At 32.4% G+C, this 20,636-nt stretch carries 18 protein-coding genes and 1 tRNA gene; 13 read left to right on the top strand and 6 right to left on the bottom strand.

Features of this window, described 5'->3' with window-relative positions:
- Positions 1-63 precede the first annotated feature (63 nt).
- From AABL81_RS09950 to AABL81_RS09990, 9 genes are all read left to right on the top strand, one after another.
- The gene (locus tag AABL81_RS09950; protein ID WP_341340938.1) at positions 64-696 is read left to right on the top strand and encodes a DUF4141 domain-containing protein; all 633 of its coding nucleotides are present in this window, start codon (positions 64-66) and stop codon (positions 694-696) included.
- A gap of 2 nt (positions 697-698) precedes the next feature.
- The gene (traJ, locus tag AABL81_RS09955; RefSeq protein ID WP_341340939.1) at positions 699-1,694 is read left to right on the top strand and encodes a conjugative transposon protein TraJ; all 996 of its coding nucleotides are present in this window, start codon (positions 699-701) and stop codon (positions 1,692-1,694) included.
- 7 nt (positions 1,695-1,701) lie between these two features.
- Complete coding sequence (gene traK, locus AABL81_RS09960) at positions 1,702-2,325, top strand: conjugative transposon protein TraK (protein WP_286432738.1); 624 nt, start codon at positions 1,702-1,704, stop codon at positions 2,323-2,325.
- A gap of 11 nt (positions 2,326-2,336) precedes the next feature.
- The gene (locus tag AABL81_RS09965) at positions 2,337-2,618 is read left to right on the top strand and encodes a hypothetical protein (RefSeq protein ID WP_341340940.1); all 282 of its coding nucleotides are present in this window, start codon (positions 2,337-2,339) and stop codon (positions 2,616-2,618) included.
- Positions 2,596-3,879: a conjugative transposon protein TraM gene (traM, locus tag AABL81_RS09970; RefSeq protein ID WP_341340941.1), complete on the top strand. Its 1,284-nt coding sequence runs from the start codon at positions 2,596-2,598 to the stop codon at positions 3,877-3,879. The genes AABL81_RS09965 and traM overlap by 23 nt, the downstream gene beginning before the upstream one ends.
- 35 nt (positions 3,880-3,914) lie before the next feature.
- Complete coding sequence (traN, locus tag AABL81_RS09975; RefSeq protein WP_341340942.1) at positions 3,915-4,793, top strand: conjugative transposon protein TraN; 879 nt, start codon at positions 3,915-3,917, stop codon at positions 4,791-4,793.
- A 216-nt stretch (positions 4,794-5,009) separates the two neighbouring features.
- Positions 5,010-6,932: an ATP-dependent nuclease gene (locus tag AABL81_RS09980; RefSeq protein ID WP_341340943.1), complete on the top strand. Its 1,923-nt coding sequence runs from the start codon at positions 5,010-5,012 to the stop codon at positions 6,930-6,932.
- 3 nt (positions 6,933-6,935) lie between these two features.
- Positions 6,936-8,741, top strand: coding sequence for an ATP-dependent helicase (locus AABL81_RS09985; protein ID WP_341340944.1), 1,806 nt, complete (start codon positions 6,936-6,938; stop codon positions 8,739-8,741).
- A gap of 41 nt (positions 8,742-8,782) precedes the next feature.
- Complete coding sequence (locus AABL81_RS09990; protein WP_341340945.1) at positions 8,783-10,093, top strand: hypothetical protein; 1,311 nt, start codon at positions 8,783-8,785, stop codon at positions 10,091-10,093.
- Between the two features lie 62 nt (positions 10,094-10,155).
- Here AABL81_RS09990 and AABL81_RS09995 read toward each other — a convergent pair whose 3' ends face one another.
- From AABL81_RS09995 to AABL81_RS10010, 4 genes are all read right to left on the bottom strand, one after another.
- A complete protein-coding gene (locus AABL81_RS09995) occupies positions 10,156-10,452 on the bottom strand; it encodes a hypothetical protein (RefSeq protein ID WP_341340946.1) in 297 nt (98 codons plus the stop codon).
- 59 nt (positions 10,453-10,511) lie between these two features.
- Complete coding sequence (locus AABL81_RS10000; protein ID WP_341340947.1) at positions 10,512-10,778, bottom strand: helix-turn-helix domain-containing protein; 267 nt, start codon at positions 10,776-10,778, stop codon at positions 10,512-10,514.
- A 112-nt stretch (positions 10,779-10,890) separates the two neighbouring features.
- Positions 10,891-12,153: a site-specific integrase gene (locus AABL81_RS10005; RefSeq protein ID WP_341340948.1), complete on the bottom strand. Its 1,263-nt coding sequence runs from the start codon at positions 12,151-12,153 to the stop codon at positions 10,891-10,893.
- Positions 12,154-12,452: 299 nt separating this feature from the next.
- Positions 12,453-12,527: transfer RNA gene (locus AABL81_RS10010), tRNA-Pro, on the bottom strand.
- A gap of 408 nt (positions 12,528-12,935) precedes the next feature.
- On the opposite strand from AABL81_RS10010, the gene trxB reads away from it, so the two are divergent.
- From trxB to AABL81_RS10025, 3 genes are all read left to right on the top strand, one after another.
- Positions 12,936-13,877 carry a thioredoxin-disulfide reductase gene (trxB, locus tag AABL81_RS10015; RefSeq protein ID WP_158210401.1) on the top strand — a complete coding sequence of 314 codons (942 nt, stop codon included), beginning with the start codon at positions 12,936-12,938 and terminating at the stop codon, positions 13,875-13,877.
- A gap of 143 nt (positions 13,878-14,020) precedes the next feature.
- Positions 14,021-14,521, top strand: coding sequence for a hypothetical protein (locus tag AABL81_RS10020; RefSeq protein ID WP_158210402.1), 501 nt, complete (start codon positions 14,021-14,023; stop codon positions 14,519-14,521).
- Between the two features lie 183 nt (positions 14,522-14,704).
- Entirely contained in the window at positions 14,705-15,667 is a 963-nt protein-coding gene (locus tag AABL81_RS10025) for an ABC transporter ATP-binding protein (RefSeq protein ID WP_158210403.1), read from the top strand.
- A 200-nt stretch (positions 15,668-15,867) separates the two neighbouring features.
- On the opposite strand, the gene AABL81_RS10030 is transcribed toward AABL81_RS10025, so the two are convergent.
- Positions 15,868-18,288, bottom strand: a complete 2,421-nt coding sequence (locus tag AABL81_RS10030; protein WP_341340949.1) for an alpha/beta hydrolase family protein — start codon at positions 18,286-18,288, stop codon at positions 15,868-15,870.
- Positions 18,289-18,432: 144 nt separating this feature from the next.
- Here AABL81_RS10030 and AABL81_RS10035 point away from each other — a divergent pair, with 144 nt between their 5' ends.
- Entirely contained in the window at positions 18,433-19,440 is a 1,008-nt protein-coding gene (locus AABL81_RS10035) for a 3-oxoacyl-ACP synthase III family protein (RefSeq protein WP_341340950.1), read from the top strand.
- Between the two features lie 53 nt (positions 19,441-19,493).
- Here the strand turns inward: AABL81_RS10035 and AABL81_RS10040 are convergent, their stop codons facing one another.
- Positions 19,494-20,519 carry an endonuclease gene (locus AABL81_RS10040; protein WP_341340951.1) on the bottom strand — a complete coding sequence of 342 codons (1,026 nt, stop codon included), beginning with the start codon at positions 20,517-20,519 and terminating at the stop codon, positions 19,494-19,496.
- Positions 20,520-20,636 lie beyond the last annotated feature (117 nt).

A 20,636-nucleotide genomic window follows, 5' to 3' on the forward strand; every position in this document is an offset into this window, starting at 1 on the left:
AAGGGAGAGAAAAGAGTAAAGAATTAATCAATAGAATAAACAGTCAATTAAAAACATATCACGATGAAAAAACTATTACAGGTAGTAATGGTAGCTATGCTACTTATTCTACCAATACAGATTAATGCCCAGTGGGTAGTTACGGATCCCACTAATCTGGCATCAGGCATATTAAACAGTGCCAATGAAATTATACAAACTTCTTCAACGGTAAGTAATGTTATTAAAAACTTTAAAGAAGTAGAGAAGGTTTATAAACAAGGCAAGGAGTATTATGACAAGCTCCAAGCGGTAAACAACCTTGTTAAGGACGCAAGAAAGGTTCAACAAACGGTACTCTTAGTAGGAGAAGTTTCAGAGCTCTATGTCAAGAACTTTGGTAAAATGCTTAATGATCCAAATTTCTCGCCTGAGGAGCTTGTAGCTATTGCCAATGGGTATTCCGTATTACTTCAAGAAAGCACAGAACTAGTCAAGGAACTCAAGCAGATTGTAAGCGCCTCGAGTCTTTCTTTAAATGATAAAGAACGTATGGATATTATAGACAGGGTTTACAAAGAAGTAAAGGACTATCACAACCTTGTTAGTTATTACACTAGAAAAAATATAGGTATCAGCATCTTAAGGTCAAAGAAGAGAAATAATACTCAAAGGGTACTTGATCTGTATGGTACTTCTAATCAAAAATACTGGTAGTTATGGGAGAGAGTAATTTACATGAGGTATTACAGAACCTCTATTACGATATGATGCCACTATCAGCCCAGATGGCTGGTGTGGCTAAAAGCTTAGCAGGTCTTGGTGCTCTTTTTTACATTGGTATAAAAGTATGGCAAGCCTTAGCAAGAGCAGAACCCATTGATGTGTATCCGATGCTAAGACCATTTGCTTTGGGCATGTGTATTATGTTTTTTCCAACCCTTGTTCTTGGAACACTAAACACGATGCTTAGCCCTGTAGTTAAGGGGACACATCAGATTTTAGAGCGTCAAGTGATTGATATGACTTCTTTACAGCAGAAAAAAGATATTTTAGAAAAAGAGGCAATGCTACGAAATCCTGAAACAGCCTATTTAGTTTCTGATGAAGAATTTGATAAAAAGCTTGATGAGCTTGGGTGGTCTCCATCTGATTTAGCTGCTATGACAGGAATGTATTTAGAGAAATGGCAATATGATTTTCAAAAGAACCTAAGAGATGGTTTTAGAGAGATATTAGAAATGCTCTTTCAAGCGGCTGCTCTTGTTATTGACACGATTCGGACTTTCTTTTTAGTAGTACTGTCCATACTTGGTCCAATTGCCTTTGCTATCTCAATATGGAGTGGTTTTGAATCCACGCTCTTGCAATGGCTCACACGGTATATCAGTGTGTATCTCTGGCTTCCAGTAGCAGATTTATTTAGTAGTATGCTGGCTAAGATTCAATCATTAATTATTGAAAGAGATATACAGATGCTTGCTGATCCAAGTTTTGTCCCTGATACCTCTAATACTGCTTATGCGATTTTTATGATCATTGGTATTGTGGGATATTTTACAATTCCTACAGTAACAGGATGGGTAATTCAAGCAGGTGGAGCAGGAAACTTTATGCGCAACATGAATAAGACTGTATCTACTACGGGTAATATGGCAACAGCAGGAGCAGGGGCAACAGTAGGTAATATTTCAGGACAACTAATTAAAAAATAAAAGTATTATGGAATTTAAATCACTTCGAAATATAGAAAATAGTTTTAAACAGATTCGGCTTTATGCTATTGTATTTGCTGTAGTTTGTCTTTTAGTAGTTGGATTTACTATCTACAAAAGCTATGATTTTGCTAAAGAGCAGAGAGAGAAGATTTATGTGCTTGACAAAGGCAAATCTCTCATGCTTGCTCTTTCTCAAGATGCAAGTATAAACAGACCAGTAGAGGCAAGAGAACACGTAAGGCGCTTTCATGAGCTATTTTTTACCCTCTCACCTGAGAAAGCAGCTATAGAAGGTAATATGCAAAGAGCATTTAACCTAGCTGATAAAACTGCTTTTGATTACTACAAAGACTTACTCGAAAAAGGATATTATAGTAGAGTTATCTCAGGAAATATTCAGCAGCGAGTTGAGGTGGATAGTATTAAAATAGACTTTAATGCCTATCCCTATAAAACAATGACTTATGCTACCCAGTATATCATAAGATCAAGTAATCTAACTAAAAGAAATCTTGTCACAAGTAGTCAGCTCATATCTGCGGTTAGATCCGATAACAACCCTCAGGGGTTTATCATTGAGAAGTTTACTGTTTTAGAGAACAAAGACTTAGAAGTTGTTAAACGCTAAAAAACTAATCCATGAATAAGTTACAACTTTTAAGACATAGCTATTCCAGTAGGCTACAGACCTATTGGAATAGCCTCTCAATAAAAAGACAACGAGTTTTATTACTTGCTCTATATACACTTTACAGCCTTGTTTGCTTTTTTATTGTAAAGACAAGTTTTATAAGAAACAGCTCAAACAATCAAGAGAGACAAAGCAATATAAAACCCGTAAAGTATTTGCTTGATAGGCAAAAGGTAAAATCAAAATTAACTATTAAAATCAAGAGTTATGAATCACAATCAATCAGATAAAGCCCACCAAATAGAGAAAGTACCCAAAGAAAATAAGGTATTCCAAGGTATAATTGAAAAACACAAAAAGCATCTTGTATTTACTTTAATGGGTATTGTATTTTTAGGGGCTATGTATCTTTTGTTTAAACCAAAAGAAAAAGAGTTTATTACTCACAATGATTCAGTTCCAGAGGCAATAACACAAGGGATGCCTACAGACAAGGTCAAAGCCTATGAAAAAGAGCTATGGGAGCAGAAACAACTAGAAAACGAAAATCAGATGCACTCCTTAGCGGATTATTGGCATGAATCACAAGAGGAGTCTAATAGTAGCTATAATCATCAAGATTACAATGAGGAGCCTACATACACGCCTTATCAGAGGTCTTATCAGAACTATAAGCAAAGCCAAGATGTACTGAGTAGTTTTTATGAGAGTACAACAAATCCAGAAACCGAACGCCTTAAAAAGCAAATAGAAGAGTTAGAGGAGCGATTAGAAGAAAAAGATACTCCAACGTCTATTACAATGGATGGTCAATTAGAGCTTATGGAAAAATCATTTCAGATGGCTGCCAAGTATTTGCCAGGTGGTCAAAACCAAACTGAATTACCACCTTCAAATGGGAATACGAATATCAAAATAATTTCAAGTAAAAAACAGGTTATAACAACGGTTGATAAAACAAGTAAAGAGATTGTATCCTCACTTGTAAAACCAACAAGTTTACAGGATTTCTTACCTATTAATCTTGAAAATAATCCAACCTTTTATACAGCAGAAGGAGAGCGTAAAACGCAAACTCATAAAAATAGCATACGAGTTAGTATCAAAGAAGATCAGGTCATTATAAACGAAGGTTATATTAAATTAAAACTCTTAGAAAGTATCGTAATAAACGGAGCTCTGTTACCTGAAGCAAGTACGCTTATTGCTAAAGTCAAAGTAAGTAACGCTAGATTAGAGCTTAGTGTAAACTCTATTAAGATAGACGATAGCATCATTGATACAGAGCTTATTGGTTATGATAACTACGGGCAAAAAGGCTTAGAGGTATTAGACCTTCAAGAAATAAGCGCTTCGAAAGAAATCATTGCCAATATGGGACAAACAACAGGAACGAGTATATCTATGAGTAGATCCGCCTCCGACCAAATAGCAGGAGATTTAACCAAAGGACTTATTCAAGGGGTGTCAGGATACTTTTCAAAGAAAGTAAAAGCTCAACGAGTAACCCTAAAACAAGGACAAGAATTATTTCTTATTCCTAAAGAATAAACATTAATCAAATAAAAACATAAAAATAGATCATTATGAAAACAATTATTAAATATATGCTACTGTGCTTACTAGCAGTAAATACAGTAAAAGCTCAAGAGAACAAAGAGTCTATCAATCTATCTAATGCTGAGGTAACACCATATAAGATAGAGCTTACCCAAAACAAAACAACTCACATCCTTTTTCCAAGCAGTATTGAGTATGTGGACTTAGGAAGTAGTGAAATAATTGCTAATAAAGTAGAGGCTACTTCTAATGTACTTCGTTTAAAAACTGTAAAAGAGGATATTTCACCTACAAACTTTACTGTAATTACAAACGATGGTAAATACTATAGTTTCAATGCTAGCTACAATGAAGAGCCAACACAACTTAGCTATGACTTAACGAAGTTTGAAAAACAGAATAGTAAACAGCAAAGTGAAGTTCTATTCAAAGATTTAGGTACTACCAGTCCAAGTTTAGCAGATCTTTTTATGAAAGCTATTATCAAAAAGAATAAGAAAGAGCTAAACATTAAAAGCAAAACATACGGAGTAGAAGCAAGGTTAAAAAGTATCTATACCCAAGATGGTAAACTTTACTTTCATCTTTCTATTAACAACAAAAGCAATTTACCATACGAGGTTGACTACGTTAGTTTTAAAATTAAAGATAAAAGAACCTCAAAACGAACTACAGTTCAAGAAGTAACATTGAAACCGATTAGAAGTTATAGTGATTTTCATATAATTAGCAGTCAAAACAAACAAGATAACGTCTTTATGTTAGATCAGTTTACTCTATCTGATAAGCAAATCCTATTAATTGAAGTAAATGAAAAGAATGGGGTGAGAAATCAGATTTTGAAAGTAAAGAGTTCGGATGTTTTGAACCTCAAAAAAGTTAATACCATATACATAAGTTTCTAAGCCTAAAATAATAGATACTTTTAAAAGCTATACTAAATTCAGTGTAGCTTTTTTTTGCAATATATTCCTTTGAGAATAAGGATATATTTAACTAAATTTAAGATTTGTTAGAAATGATATTATTTCCTGTCTAAAGAAGGATAATGATTCTTACTCATAATTTAATAATATCAGAAAATATTTTATCTAAATTATCTTACTAAATTTTATTTTGAAATGTATTTATCAAAAATAACTATTACTAACTATAAAGGGATTCAACACCTTGAAGTAAATTTTTCATCTAAAATAAATGTCATTATTGGAGAGAATGGAGCTAAAAAATCCGCTCTTATTGATGCAATTAGACTTTTGTATAACGTTGGAGATCCATTAAGAGAATTAACTGTAACCAAAGAAGATTTTTACGAAGAAGTTTCAGTCGATAAAAGTGGAATATTATCTATAAATACTAGTGACTTAGTCACAATAAGTTATGAGTTTAAAGGATTAAGCTCAGCTCAACAAGGTGCTTTTTATGAGTATATGGTCATCGATTCCAAGGATAGAAGCAATGATTATGCAAGGATAGAGTTGCGTTATAAAATGGATAAATATAACCCTAAGTTTTATTTTTTTACTGGGATAGTAGAAGGTCAAAAAGCTGATTATAATACTTTTCAACTTTTTCAACATTATTATTTGAGTGCAATACGAGATAGTACAAAAGATCTTTTAACTACTAGAGGAAATCTATTAGGAAAGGTTATCAAACGTCTTGTTGTACAAAATCAGACAGAAGATACATTTAAAGATATAATAAAAGATGCTAATGATCAGTTGTTAAAACAACCAGAGGTGCAAAATACAAAAGGGAATATAAATAATAACCTAAAAAGTATTTATAAATACACTAATGATAATCAAATAGGTTTACGCATTGATCAATCAAGAATTGAATACATTGTTAATGTAATCAAACCATATTTACCACATGATGTGAAAAATAATTCTGCTGAGGGATTTAATTTGATACAGAATAGTTTAGGTTTTAATAATCTTATGTACATAGCTACAGTATTGGGGGATATAAAAGAACGTATAAAAGAGGATCCAATACCTCATTTTGCATTACTAATAGAAGAACCTGAAGCACATATTCACCCACAACTTCAGTTAAGTCTTTATAATTTTTTAAAGGAATCCAATAGCTCTGATAATAGTCAGTTATTTATTACGACACATTCACCTACATTGACCTCTAAAGTTCCGTTTTCTAATTTAATTGTTTTAGATAATGATGCCTATACAATTGAAAATATATTTAATGATAGAGCTAAAGAAGATCTAGTACAAGACACATCTAAAGGTACATTACTTTCTGAAATAGATATTGTAATAAAAAAGAATCAACTACAGAGGTATATAGATGTAACTAAATCTCAATTGTTTTTTGCGAAGTCGTGTCTTTTTGTTGAAGGAATTTCAGAAGAATTATTACTATCTGCTTTTTGTAAGGTTGAGGGGTTTAGCTTAGAAGATTACAGCATTGAGTTAGTTAATGTTGGTGGTGTTTCTTTTTACCCTTTCATGTTTCTGTTTAATAGTATAGATGATAAAAGAAGACTGCCTAAAAAGGTGGCTATTGTGACAGATGATGATAGATATCCTGCTTCAAAAAAGAAGGAATATAAAATTGAACGCCTTATTGAGAATGGATATTTAAATCTTAGTAAACTTCATCAAGAATTGAATGGACGTAGCAATAGTAACCGAGTAAAGAATATAGAATCAATTGCTAATAATCAAAGTAATATTAGTATAAATACTGCATTCCAAACTTTAGAATATGCACTTTGTTTAAGTAACATGAAAAAAAATATTATTGAGTTGCAAGATAGTTTTCTTTATAAATTTTTAAAAAATAGATATGATCAACCAATTTATCCTGTTGATACTTACTTAGAATCTTTAGGAACGGCTAATATTATTGAAGAAGAAAAAGAAAAGATAGCAATTTTGATGTGGAAATGTATGCCTTCTAAAGCTGATTTTGCTCAAGATTTCTCACTTCATATCATTGAACATATTCAAGAAGCAAAAGAATCGTTCATTGTGCCTGAGTATATTGTAAAAGCGTTTAATCATCTAAAAATATAAATCATGATAGTTGATTTAACTGGTGAGCGAAAGACTTATTTTGATGCAAGAGGAAAGATTGTATTAAGTGCCTGCCCAGGTAGTGGAAAAACAACTTGTTTGGTACATAAAATTTCAATACTTAAAAATGAGTGTCTTGCTACTTATGGAAGATACTCAGGAATAGCATGTCTTTCTTTTACTAATAATGCAAAAGATGAAATTTTAGAAAAGTATAATAAATCGTATAATGATCATTTGGAATATCCACATTTAGTTTCAACTCTTGATAGTTTTATTAATACATTTATTACTTTACCTTTTTTTCATCTATTTGAAGGATCTAGTTTAAGGCCTAAAATAATAGAAAATGAAAAACAGATAGATGATGCTTGTAAAACATTCTATTATGATTCTAAAGGAAAAAAACAAGAAGCTTTTATTCAAGAATTAAGAGAATTTAAAAATTATGATGGGTCACAGGTAGCACGTTCATACGCTCCTAGTACAGTTTGGATAGATTCTTTAGGTAGATATAGTTTTAAAGGAACTAGGCCTACAAAAGTTAAAGATGAAGATTTTCAAGCCTATGGCGAGGCAATTATGGGGATTAAAAAAAGAAAAGGACTTTTCTCAAATCTTGATAGTGCATATTTAGCGTTGGATTTATTAAAAAAATTTCCTCATATTGGAAAATTATTAATTCAAAGATTTCCATATATAATGATTGATGAAGCTCAAGATAATTCTGATATTCAATATGAGATTTTTAACGAATTAGTGTCTTTAGGACTTACAAATATTGAATTAGTGGGAGATCCATATCAAAGTCTTTATGAATGGCGTAATGCGAAACCTTCTATTTTCTTTGATAAGCAAAAAGAAGAAGGTTGGTTAGGTCTGCCATTAACTGAAAATAGAAGATCAGTACAGAGAATAATTGATTGCTTTAGTATTATGCGTAATGCTAAAGATTCGAAAATTAAATCTTTAGGTGTTAAAGATCATAAACTACCAATTACTATTTATAAATATAATGATATAAACTCTAAAGAAATTTTAGAACATTTTGAACAGACATGTGAGAGTAATGGTTTTCTAAATTCTCATGTAGTAGTTCGAGGTAATGATTTAAAAAACAAAATGACAGGAAGTAAATCTGAGATAAACCCTTGGAAAGAATCTATTCCTCTTCTTGTATTAGCTGCATTATTTAATTATCAATCTGGATTTATTAAAAAAGCTGTTTTAGAAATAAGAAAAGTTGTAATTAACCTACAAAATCCAAATTTATCATATAATGAAATTCAGGAGTTGCTAGTTGAAAAGAAGAGCGATAATCATTTGAATTCACAATTATTACACTTCTTTCATTCTTTACCTGAAATTTCAATGTCTATTGAGGAGTGGACTAAATCTTGTGTAAAAGTTTTTGATAATGAGTTTCAACTTGATGTATCAGAAGATTTTTTGTTTAAACAAAAAATGAAAGATTTTAAAATGAAGGATTTAAAGAAGGAGGCTATTAGTGTGTATTTCAATAAGCCAGTTTCTGTTAGTTCAAACATTCCTATTACAACTATTCATCAAGTAAAAGGAAGTACATTAGATGCTATATTATGTTTTTTTGACAAAGATAGTGGTAAGGAAACTATCACTTTTAAAGATTTCAAACAAGCAACTAAGTTTTTAAGCGAAAAGCAGAGACTAATTTATGTTGCTTGTTCAAGACCTAAACAACTTTTAACGATGGCTTTTCCAGATACAGTATCTAATGATGATTTAAGAAAGACGTTTGGTGGTGATATTGTGATACATGAGATAGGATAGTATAAATTAGTACTTTAATATAATTATTTATAATGAGTTCGATGGATCAAAAATTTGATAGTCAGCCAATAGGAGAAGAGGGAGAGAAGTTTGTTAATGAATTAGCTTATAATACATTTTTTAAGCATTACTGTTATCCTGGAGTAAAATATGAAAACAAAGATAAAAAAGAGATATGTGATCTCTTAGTTATTTTCGATGATTTAGTAATTATTTTTTCCGTTAAGAATTATGAATTCAAGGGAAAGCATTTCCGCTATTTTAATAATACATTAGAAAAGGCAAAAAAACAGATTTCAGGAGCTTATAAAACGTTATTTAAAACTGAAGTTTTAGAAATTAAGCATCCTGATAAAGAGAATGAAATTTTTCCAAAAGAAAATATTAAAAGAGTTTATAGAGTTATAGTGAATTTAGGTGAAGGAGTTAAATTTTATCCCTTTAATCAATTAACTGTAGATAAGTCATTTGTTCATGTTTTTGATAAAGATACATTTAAAAATTTGATGATTGAGTTAGATACTATTAAAGATTTTACGGAGTACCTAGATAAGAGAGAAAATATTTTTGTCAATACTCAAACTATCTTATTACCAGGAGAGGAGAATGATTTTCCAGTAGAAGCTCAAGAAGAGTTCTTTAAAACTCTTACTGAAGAGGATTTTACTATCAAGAAAAATATTATTTCAGGAACTGAGAAGGATCTTTTAGCACATTATCTTGAATTAGGTAATAAATTCTTTTCTGTTTTTGAAAACAATGAAACTAGCTATAATTATTTGATAATTGATAATAAATGGAAGGAATATGAAGTGTCTTCTAAGTTTAAAATAAAAACAGAGGAGAATGAATACAGTTATTTTGTTGATAAATTTGTAGAAAATGAACTATTCTTTGGTGAGAAAAAGAAAGATAGAGAAGAAATAGCTACCTGTTTACTATCTTTTAATAGACTTGAACGTAGGGGAATTGGTTTGTCATTTTTTGATTTTATTGAAAAAAATAATTTGAGTATTCCAAAAACCTTTAATAGACGTTATATGATTTTAAAGGATACATGTATTTTGTTTGTTGGACATGGTTTAGATGTTGACATTGATATGTTCCAAAATCTTAGTGAAATTGCACTATATTCTTTTTTAATTAAAGAGGAGTATAAATATGAACAAATTATTTTAATAGGAATAGACAGTAATTTTAGTTTTAAATTTAGTATAGTGGATAATAAGAAGCTTCCAAAACAATATGAGGAAAGTATATTAAAAGACGCGGAACTATTAGGTTGGAAAAGAAATGATAATTATGAGAATTTCTCAATTAAAAATTATAAAAAAGGGATGGATATTTACTAATTATGGAGTGTTTAAAAAAGAGAAAGGATGGTCAAAACATCCTTTCTCTTTTAAATAAGTACTTATAACTCACAAGTGTTTGCTTTGTTAGCAAAAGGAACGGATATATTTCCTTTTAGATTAAAAGCACCTTCTAATTTGTTACAAGAGTCACAAAAGGGAGCAATCCTTTCTCCTTCCACAGATGCATTGTATATATGAGCTCCTAAAGTAGGCTCATTATTACATCCCTCTACGCTACATTGGTGAGGCCATGTTTTACCAGTTAGATTAACCCAATGTTGCGCCCATGATCCACATTTACAGTTTCTTGTTGCTGTTCCCTTTTTGTTTATCCAATTAAGTCTTGTTAATGTCATAATAAATTTGGTAAAAATTAAAAAGTAAACATACATATAATTGTAATATTTATAAAATATTATTCACTCTCCATCATCTTTAAAATATCCTCATACCTATAAAACATCAAGCCACCAATCTTTTTAAATGGTATGGTACCATTTATTCTCATATTTTGTAAGGTACCAGGAGAAATACCAAGAAGCTTTCTTACCTCATAGCTTTTAATCCATTGCTTTATTTCTTGATCTTTCTTTCTATTAAAAGGACTATACCTTCTTATCTCAGTAATAATCTCTTGTTTAAAAATCTCAAGGTCTTCTTTTGTAATAAATTCTAATTTCATAATTAATAGTATTTAGGGTTAGTTTTGATTTGTTTTAAGCTGCTATAAGCTTAGTTCTAACCCTAAATAACAATTTGTATGTACTGGTTTAGTTCTATTGTCTTTGGGAGGTTTAATTTGACTCTTCAAAGTTGTACTTGTGATTTTCTTGAATAAGTCTTCTTTCTCTTAGATTATCCATATCTTCACTCAGCTTATGTTCTAATACCTTCGCATAGATTTGAGTTGTTTTAATTGCTGTATGTCCAAGCATCTTACTCACGGACTCAATAGGTACACCATTGTTTAGTGTAATTGTTGTGGCAAAGGTATGTCTGGCTAAGTGAAAAGATAAGTTCTTGTCTATTTCACAGATAATAGCAATCTCTTTTAGGTAACCATTCATTCGTTGGTTACTAATAACAGGAAACAGTTTGCCTTTGGCAAAAGCAATAGGATGATCCTTGTATTTTTCAATTAGTTCTAAAGCTTCAGGTAAAAGAGGAACCCTAACAGGTATTTTAGTTTTCTCTCTACTTGATATAATCCAATCTTTTCCATCGCTTCCTTTAGCTATATTTTGAGGTATTAAGTGAAAGATGTCTATATAAGCTAAGCCAGTATAACAACTAAACAAAAACATATCAAGAACGGATTGTAATCTTTCAATAGCAAAATTTTTGTTTACAAGGATTTCAAGTTCAGATTTAGTTAAGTGTCCTCTTTCTGTCTTCTCAAATTGAAGTTTATATTTGGTAAAGGGATCTTTCTCCATCCATTCCATGGTGATAGCTAAGTTGATTAACTTTTTAAACCTTTCAATGTGTTTCATAATACCATTGTTATTTAATGGTTGATGTTTATGAATAGGTTTGCAGTTTCTCAAGAAGTTTTCAAAGTCAAAAATAAATTTGTAGTTAATCTCGCTTAAATAGATGTCAGTTCGATTGTGTACTTTACGCAAATAGCTTTTAAGGTACTTTTCCGTAGAGAAGTAGTTCTTTAGGGTACCATAAGCTAATTTACTTGTAGCTATCTCTCTGTGATAGTCTATAAGCTTTAAAAGTGATGATTCAGTATCATCATGTCCAAGAAAGATGTTTTTAACAGCTCCAATTGAGACAACTCTTTTTTGTTGGACTAATTGATGATAGGCATCTGTAATGAGAGAACGTACTCGCTCAATATGTGCATTGATTCGAACCGTATCCTCACTTTTTCCTTTTGCTTTTCCTTTAATGTTATCCCAAGAAGTAGGGGATATTTTTAGTTTTAAAGAAATTTCTGTTCGTTGTCCATTTACCGTTATCCTTGCGTATATAAGGGATGGAACTGTTTTGTTTGAATTAGAAACACGTATAATGAAGTGTATTCCAAATGTGTTTTTTGTTTTCATATCAATCTATTTTAATGTTAACCGAACTGTTTTGATATGGTTTTAAAAAACTACTCACCTGAATAGTACTCAAACAAGACCAAAAAGCACTGAATTAAACTAAAATAAATTGTATTTAGTTTATTGAAATACAATTAGTTAAACTCGATTCGGTGAGCTAATTTACCTTTTAAAAATAGCTCACCTAATAGCTCACATTTAGATTGATTTACAATGGATTATTATGATATATTTAAAAATAAAAAAATCCGTAAGTAATTGATACTTACGGATTTAGGCACATTCTGATGCCGAAAAAGTCGGGGTGGCAGGATTCGAACCTGCGACCTCCTGGTCCCAAACCAGGCGCGATGACCGGGCTACGCTACACCCCGCTTAGACTTATTTCGTCCTTGCGAGTGCAAATTTAGAATATTTTTTTTATTGAAAAGCATATTTTGCAAAAAAATATTGATTTTTTTTGAAGGATCATTTTACTTCTCTTATCCACAGTGTAATAAATAGAAATAAATTGTTTTAAGATGACTCTTTCACCGTAAAACGACCTCTTATATGCTTTAGGTAATACATAAATGCATTAATAGTTTGTACCTTCTATCTAAATGAACTGCAATTTACTGATATACTAACTCACAAAGATTATCTCTGTACAGTTAAAATGACCATTTTATCACAATACAATAAATAAAAGTGATTCGGCTATTTGTTATTTCTTTCATAACCTATTTTGAAAAGGCAATAAAAAAGGTATTTTTGTTTATATAATATAAAACTGATTGATTATGTCTAATATAGAAAGAGTAAAGTGTTTGATTATTGGTTCTGGACCTGCAGGTTATACTGCTGCTATTTATGCAGCTCGTGCTAATATGAATCCGGTATTATACCAAGGGATGCAACCTGGAGGACAATTAACTACTACAAATGAAGTAGAAAACTTCCCTGGATATCCAGAAGGAGTAACAGGTCCTGAAATGATGATGCAATTACAAGCTCAAGCACAACGTTTTGGAGCAGATATCCGCGACGGTTGGGCTACTAAAGTAGATTTAAGTGGTGATGTAAAGAAAGTGTGGATTAATGAAACTACTGAAGTACACGCTGATACAGTGATTATTTCTACAGGTGCTACAGCTAAATATTTAAACTTACCATCAGAGCAACATTACCTATCATTAGGAGGTGGAGTTTCTGCTTGTGCAGTTTGTGACGGATTCTTCTACAGAAATCAAGAAGTAGTGATTGTTGGAGCAGGTGATTCTGCTTGTGAGGAAGCACACTATTTATCTCAATTGTGTAAAAAAGTTACTATGCTTGTGCGTAGTGAAAAATTCCGTGCTTCTGTTATTATGGAAGAGCGTGTACGAAACACTGAGAATATCGAAATATTAATGAATACAGTTACAGAAGAAGTTTTAGGAGACGGAAACGTAGTTACTGGTATTCGCGTTAAACACAATGCAACAGGCGAGGTTAAAGAAATTCCAGCTACTGGATTCTTCGTTGCTATTGGTCATAAACCAAATACTGATATCTTTAAAGGTCAATTAAATATGGATGAGACTGGGTATTTGTTAACAGAAGGAAAAACAAGTAAAACGAATATCCCAGGTGTATTTGCTTGTGGAGATGTTCAAGATAAAGACTACCGCCAAGCGATTACTGCTGCTGGTTCTGGTTGTATTGCTGCTTTAGACGCTGAACGCTTTATGGCTTCAAAATAAGCTTTATATACATTAAATTATATACAAAGTCCTGATAGATATTTCTTTCAGGACTTTTTTTAGTTAAAATTATAATAAAAAAAATAGTCTATTTTTAATTTAATTAGTAAGTTCGGTATTTGTAACCAAAAACTAATCAAATTATGAAGATTAAGTATTTTTTTATGTCATTGTTGCTTGCAGGAATGATGTTCTCTTGTAGTAATGATGATGGACTGCCATTTACTGTTGCTGATGAAGTTGTTGAAACTCCTGTAGATGAAGAACCTGAAGTAAAGGATATTTTAGAAGGTAATTGGACTGTTGCTGCTTTATTTTTAAATGGTATGGACTTAGGTTTAAATGAGTGTGAAACTCAGTCTACCATTTCGTTTTTACCAGAAGGTGTCTTAGAAGAAGTAGTTGTTAATTTCCGATGTGAAAGAGAAGAAGAAAAGAGAAAAGGAACATGGAAAGCTTTAGGAGATAATAAGTATCAAGTTAGAACGGATGCTGAAAGTCCAAATGCCTTTTTTAATGATGTTGAATATTCAACATTGATCGAAGAAGGAGGGCAAGTTGTCTTAAGACACGAAATTCAACACGAAGGTGAAAGCGCTTATACTTTAGACTTGGTTTTAAAGAAAGAACAAGTAAAAGAGTAAATTGTTTCTGTTTTTCAGTAGATAGAAAACCTTTTTTGGGTTTATTTTAGCTATTAATCTGAAAAACATAGAGAAGTATATCGGAAGATCACCTGTTTAGGTGGTCTTTTTTTATTTTATAAAGTTAATATTTTAGAGTGCTTGTACGGATATTGTTATATTTGCGGTTCATAAAAAGAAAAAATGCTTTTACTTAAAAATATATCATTCAGCTATACAGAGGGAAAACGTGTTATAAACGAATTAGACCTTGTAATTGAAAAGGGAAAACACATTGCGCTTTTAGGAGAAAGTGGGTGTGGAAAGAGTACTTTATTAAAGTTGATTTATGGATTGCATGATTTAGATGAAGGTGAAATCTATTGGAATGAAAAACAAGTTTTAGGACCTGCTTATCATTTAGTGCCAGGTATGGATGAAATGAGATACTTAGCACAAGATTTTGACTTAATGCCTCATACTACGGTTGCTGAAAACGTAGGGAAGTTTTTGTCTAATTTTGATATGGAAGGCAAAAAACATAGAACAAAAGAGTTAATTGAATTGGTTGATTTAACTGATTTTGCTGATGTGAAGGTTAAACATTTAAGTGGTGGACAACAACAAAGAGTTGCTATTGCTCGTGTTTTGGCGTTAGAACCAGAAGTGTTGTTGTTAGATGAACCGTTTAGTCATATTGATTACTCTCGTCGTAGCTTGTTGAGAAGAAACCTTTTTGCTTACTTAAAGGAGAAAGGAATTACTTGTATTGTAGCTACTCACGATAGTGTTGATGCTTTGAGCTTTGCGGATGAAACTATTGTGCTTAGAGAAGGTAATGTAGTTGATATGGGGGAAACAAAAGAGTTATATGAGTTTCCAAATGATAAATATGTAGCTTCTTTATTTGGGGAGGTAAACGAATTATATATTTCAGACTTTGCTCCTAAGGTTGAAATGGACGAAATGTTATTGGTTTACCCACATCAATTAATGGTGTCTAAGCAAAAAGGACAAATAGAAGTAGAGGTAATCGACTCTTATTTTAAAGGAGATGGTTATCTAATCAAATCTTTCTTTGGTAATGAGAGAGTGGTTTTCTTTGACCATCCGTTTGATATCGAAAAGAAAACGAAGATTAAGTTAGCACTTAAAAAGTTTCAATAATATATAAGGGATACAGTAATGTGTCCCTTTTTTTATTTCAAATAGTAATGCGTGATGCGATGTGTAATGAGTAGTTGGTGATGTGTGAAGAGTAATGATTGAAAGGTGATGTCATTAAAAGAGACGAGTGATAAAATAGGACATCGATATTGTAAGAAATAAAAAAGGCGCTAACCTATGAAGTTAGCGCCTTTTGTCTATTATTTTTTATTCTTTAAATGTTTTTCTAAGAACTGATCTTGTTCCCAAAGCAAGTGAAGAATATTTTCTTTTGCTACATAACTATGGCTTTCTTTCGGTAAGATAACCATTCTAACAGGTGCACCTAAACCTTTTAAGGCTTGGAAGTAACGCTCTGTTTGTAATGTAAACGTTCCAGGGTTGTTATCTGCTTCACCGTGAACTAACAACATCGGAGTTTTCATTTTTTCAGCATTCATAAACGGAGACATTGTGTTGTACACTTCTGGTACTTCCCAATAGTTTCTTTGTTCTGTTTGGAAACCAAAAGGAGTCAATGTTCTGTTGTAAGCTCCACTACGTGCAATACCTACTGCAAACAAATCTGAGTATGTCAATAAGTTTGCTGTCATAAACGCTCCATATGAGTGTCCACCTACACCAACTCTTTTTCTGTCGATGAATCCTAATTTATCTACTGCGTCAATAGCTGCTTTACCGTTTGCAACTAATTGTTGTACATAAGTATCATTCGGTTCTTCAGTTCCTTCTCCTACAATTGGGAAAGAAGCATCGTCCAATACAGCATACCCTTTAGATACCCAGTATACAAAAGAACCGTAGTATGGGAAGGTAAACTCATTCGGGTTGTTTGTAACCTGTCCCGCACTGTTTTTATCTTTAAACTCTCTTGGGTAAGCCCAGATTAGTAAAGGTAATTTCTCTGCTTTTTTCTTTCTGTCATATCCTTTAGGTAAGTATAAAGTACCTGAAAGTTCTAATCCATCTTCACGCTTGTAAGTAATTACTTCTTTATAAACACCATTTAAACTCTCAAAAGGGTTTTTAAAATGTGTAATTGCTTTTAAGTCGTTTTTCTTATTGATATTTCGGAAGTAGTAGTTAGGGTACTCAGTTGGCGACTGAATAGATACTAATACAAGTCCTTTTTTAATATCTTCTATTGATTGGATAGACTCTTTTTTATCTGTGTAATTTGACTGATATAATCGCTTTGTGTTTTTTGTGTTGATGTCAAACTCATCAATGAAAGGAAACTGTCCTTTTGCAGTATATCCATCACCGATTAAGTACATTTTGTTGTCGTTAATCGCTAAAACATATCTACCGTATTCATTGCGTTTTAATTCAAAGTTTCCTGGATCACTATAAGCATCTTGAGAGTTTCTATCTTCAATTTTAATAGGGTTCTCATTACTTGTAGATGGATTAATCATAAAAGTACGCACGTTTCTCGTGTCATACCATTGGTCAGATACAAGCGCGATATCGTCATTACCCCAAGTAATTCCACCATAGCGTTGCGTTAGCTTAACCATAGAAGTTGGAGCGTTGTTAAATGGTGCCTCCCAGTTAAAAACTTCATCTCTGTATGTTACTTCCTTAGCAGGGTCTCCACCGTCTAAAGCTTCTACAAAGTATAAAGTAGCTGGTTTGTCAGCTCTCCATCCCATATTTCTTTTTCCCTCGCGTACTGCCATAAAACCTTTTGGCATTACTTCGCTTAATGGAATATCATTTACGTCTTTTACTTCTTGACCTTCTTTTGTATAAACTATCGATTTCATAGGGAAACGGTTTAATGCCACTAAGTAAGAAAACGGTTTTTGTAATGTTGTAAGCATTAAGTACTCTCCATCTGGTGAGAAAGAAGTACCAACGTATAAATCACCTTTTTTGAAAAGCGTTTTGTTTCCCTTTAAGTCAACTTTATACAATTCAGAAGTAACTAAAGTTTCAAAGTTAGCTTCATCTGCTTTGTTTTTCAACAAATCTTGGTACGTTCTATTTTGAGAAACAATACCCTCACTAACAGAAACAATTGGTCCTGTTGGAATATTTTTAGACGTGTCAATTAAGTTTGGTCTATTAGCTGGAATCTGATTAATTAAAATACTTTGTCCATCTCTAAACCACGTAATAGGGTTACCAATATTTGCGTTTAAGTTCGCTTCCGTTAACTTCGTAGCTTGAGCAGATTTTACATCAAGTACCCAAAGTTCTACTCCGTTTTCAATTGTATTTGTAAAAGCAAGTTTAGACTGATCTGGAGACCAAGTAATATTTGTAATACGCGGATTAGCCGGTAGTCCTTTTACTTGAACTTCTTGTGTGTCCTTAACTTTTCTAACTTTTAGGTTAGTGATATAAGTAACCGTACTTGAAATATTTGTGTTTACGTCAATGCGCAAACCAGCCAATCTCATTTCGTTTACGTTTAAATCCAATAATGTTTTATACGTACTTCTATAAGTAAGTAACATATATTCAAGTTTGCTGTCCATTGAAATAGACGGAGCTCTTTCATAGTCAGCAAGTTCTAAAATTTCTTGTGATGGCTTTTGGAAAGTAATATTTTCTTGTGCGTACATAGATGTAATCAAAAAAAGAGACAATAATGTTGTTTTGATGATTTTCATAGAGGTTAGTTTTTCGTTATGTGTGCTAATATACTTGAAAATAACGAGTGTTCAAGAAGTTAACTGCGCTTTTTGTGTCAAAAATGATATTACTATTTAGTTAATAGTGTATTTTTGCACCACGTGAAACAAGAATTTAATAATATGTTTAAATCAAAAATAAGTGGGTTAGGGTATTACGTTCCAGAGAATGTAGTAACCAATGATGACCTATCAAAAGTGATGGATACGAATCACGAATGGATTGTTGAAAGAACAGGTATTCATGAAAGAAGACATAAGAAGTTAGAAGAAGACACTACTTCAGGAATGGGAGTTAAAGCTGCTCGTATTGCGATGGAAAGAGCAGGCGTAGAGGCAAAAGATATCGACTTTGTGGTATTTGCTACGTTAAGTCCTGATTACTACTTCCCTGGTCCTGGTGTTTTATTACAAAGAGAATTAGGGTTAAATACCGTAGCTGCATTAGATATTAGAGCACAGTGTTCTGGTTTTATCTATGCCTTGTCTATTGCAGACCAATACATTAAAACAGGGATGTATAAGAATGTTTTAGTTGTAGGGTCTGAGGTACATTCTGCAGGATTAGATATGACTACAAGAGGACGTGGTGTATCTGTTATTTTTGGAGATGGAGCAGGAGCGGCAGTATTGACACGATCTGAAAATGAGAATCAAGGTATTTTATCTACTCATATTCACTCACAAGGAGAGCACGCTGAAGAATTAGCGTTAATCGCTCCAGGAATGGGTGGTAGATGGGTAACGGATATTTTAGAGGACAACAATCCTGATGATATCAGTTACACACCTTATATGAACGGACAGTTTGTATTTAAAAATGCAGTAGTTCGCTTTAGTGAAGTTATCAACGAAGGATTAGAAGCAAACAATTTGAAAGTTGCAGACATTGATATGTTGATTCCTCACCAAGCTAACTTGCGTATTTCTCAGTATATCCAACACAAGTTTGAATTGCCAGATGACAAAGTGTTTAACAATATTCAGAAGTACGGTAATACAACAGCTGCGTCAATTCCAATTGCTTTAACAGAAGCGTGGGAGGCAGGAAAAATAAAAGAAGGAGACTTAGTAGTCTTGGCAGCTTTCGGAAGTGGATTCACTTGGGGAAGTGTTATGCTTAGATGGTAGGCTAAAATGATGATACAAAAAAAGGTGATCTTAATAGATCACCTTTTTTTATATTATTTCTGGTCAGGTTTTACTTCTGTCCAAATGTTTTTAGCGTTCAATTTTTTATCATTGTGAGTCCCCCAAATTAAGTTTGCTAAATGTGGGTTGTCAATGAATGGGTTTCTATTTCCTTGTGAGTAGCTGTTTCTTGGATCACCGTGATGTTCATTCCTTCTTTTTTCAATCTCAGATACAGGGTCTTCTGCATTCCATTTCATAAAGATACTGACCATTCCATCTCTTTCACCAGTTTGAGGGTTGATTATAGTACCTCCATTACCAATTCGATTAGGTATACATTGTTCTCCATAGCGAACATACATATACATCATCATACGTGCTACATCACCTTTCCATTCTTCTCCTGGGAACCATCCACCTGCAACAGGACCTGAATTACCACTTCCTTCAGCAAAAAGCTTGTTTAAGCGTATGTAATTCCATTCTCCATTAATAGGTCTAAGGTTATGAGCATCATGTCCTGCTATTTCTTGTATATTTTGAGGTATGTGGTGTCTGTTATTAACAGCAATAAGCACAGGATTAGAACGAGATTTTGCAAATACGTGCTCTCTTTCCCATTTTTTATGTCTTTCATATTCATTTGTGTACCTTTCTTTTTTAGGAAAAGATCTAAGTTTAGTGATATCTCCTTTATCTTGTCCTTTAGGCCAACCATAAATTAATAATACATTGTCTGAGTTTTCAGGATCTTCATCAGTAATTACACTTGAATCCCAAATACCAGGCGTATATGATTGAGGAGTATGTGTTTTTTCTAAAAGCTCGTGTAGATCATTTTTTAGATCTGTACCTCTTTTTCTAAAATCAATATCTTTATAGTATGCTCGTTGGTTTTGATCAACTGGAATATAGTTAAATCCTTTGTTATTTTCAGGCTTAGGGTCTGGTTTAGGATTAGGAGTAGACGGATTGTCAATAACTGGTTTATCGATAGGAGAACTATCGTCAGAAGAACTACAGCTTGCTGTTAGTGCAAGAAATGCAGCAAAAATTATAAGACTATATTTTTTCATATAGAGGGGATTAAAGTTGTATAGTGTGAAGAAAGAAAAACTATTACTGTGCTTTCTTTTCTGTTGCAAAGATAGAACAACTATCTAAAAAAAGAGCATCTGAACGTGTCAGATGCT

It is taken from the genome of Myroides sp. C1519, from assembly GCF_038039755.1.
Classification (GTDB): domain Bacteria; phylum Bacteroidota; class Bacteroidia; order Flavobacteriales; family Flavobacteriaceae; genus Flavobacterium; species Flavobacterium phaeum_A.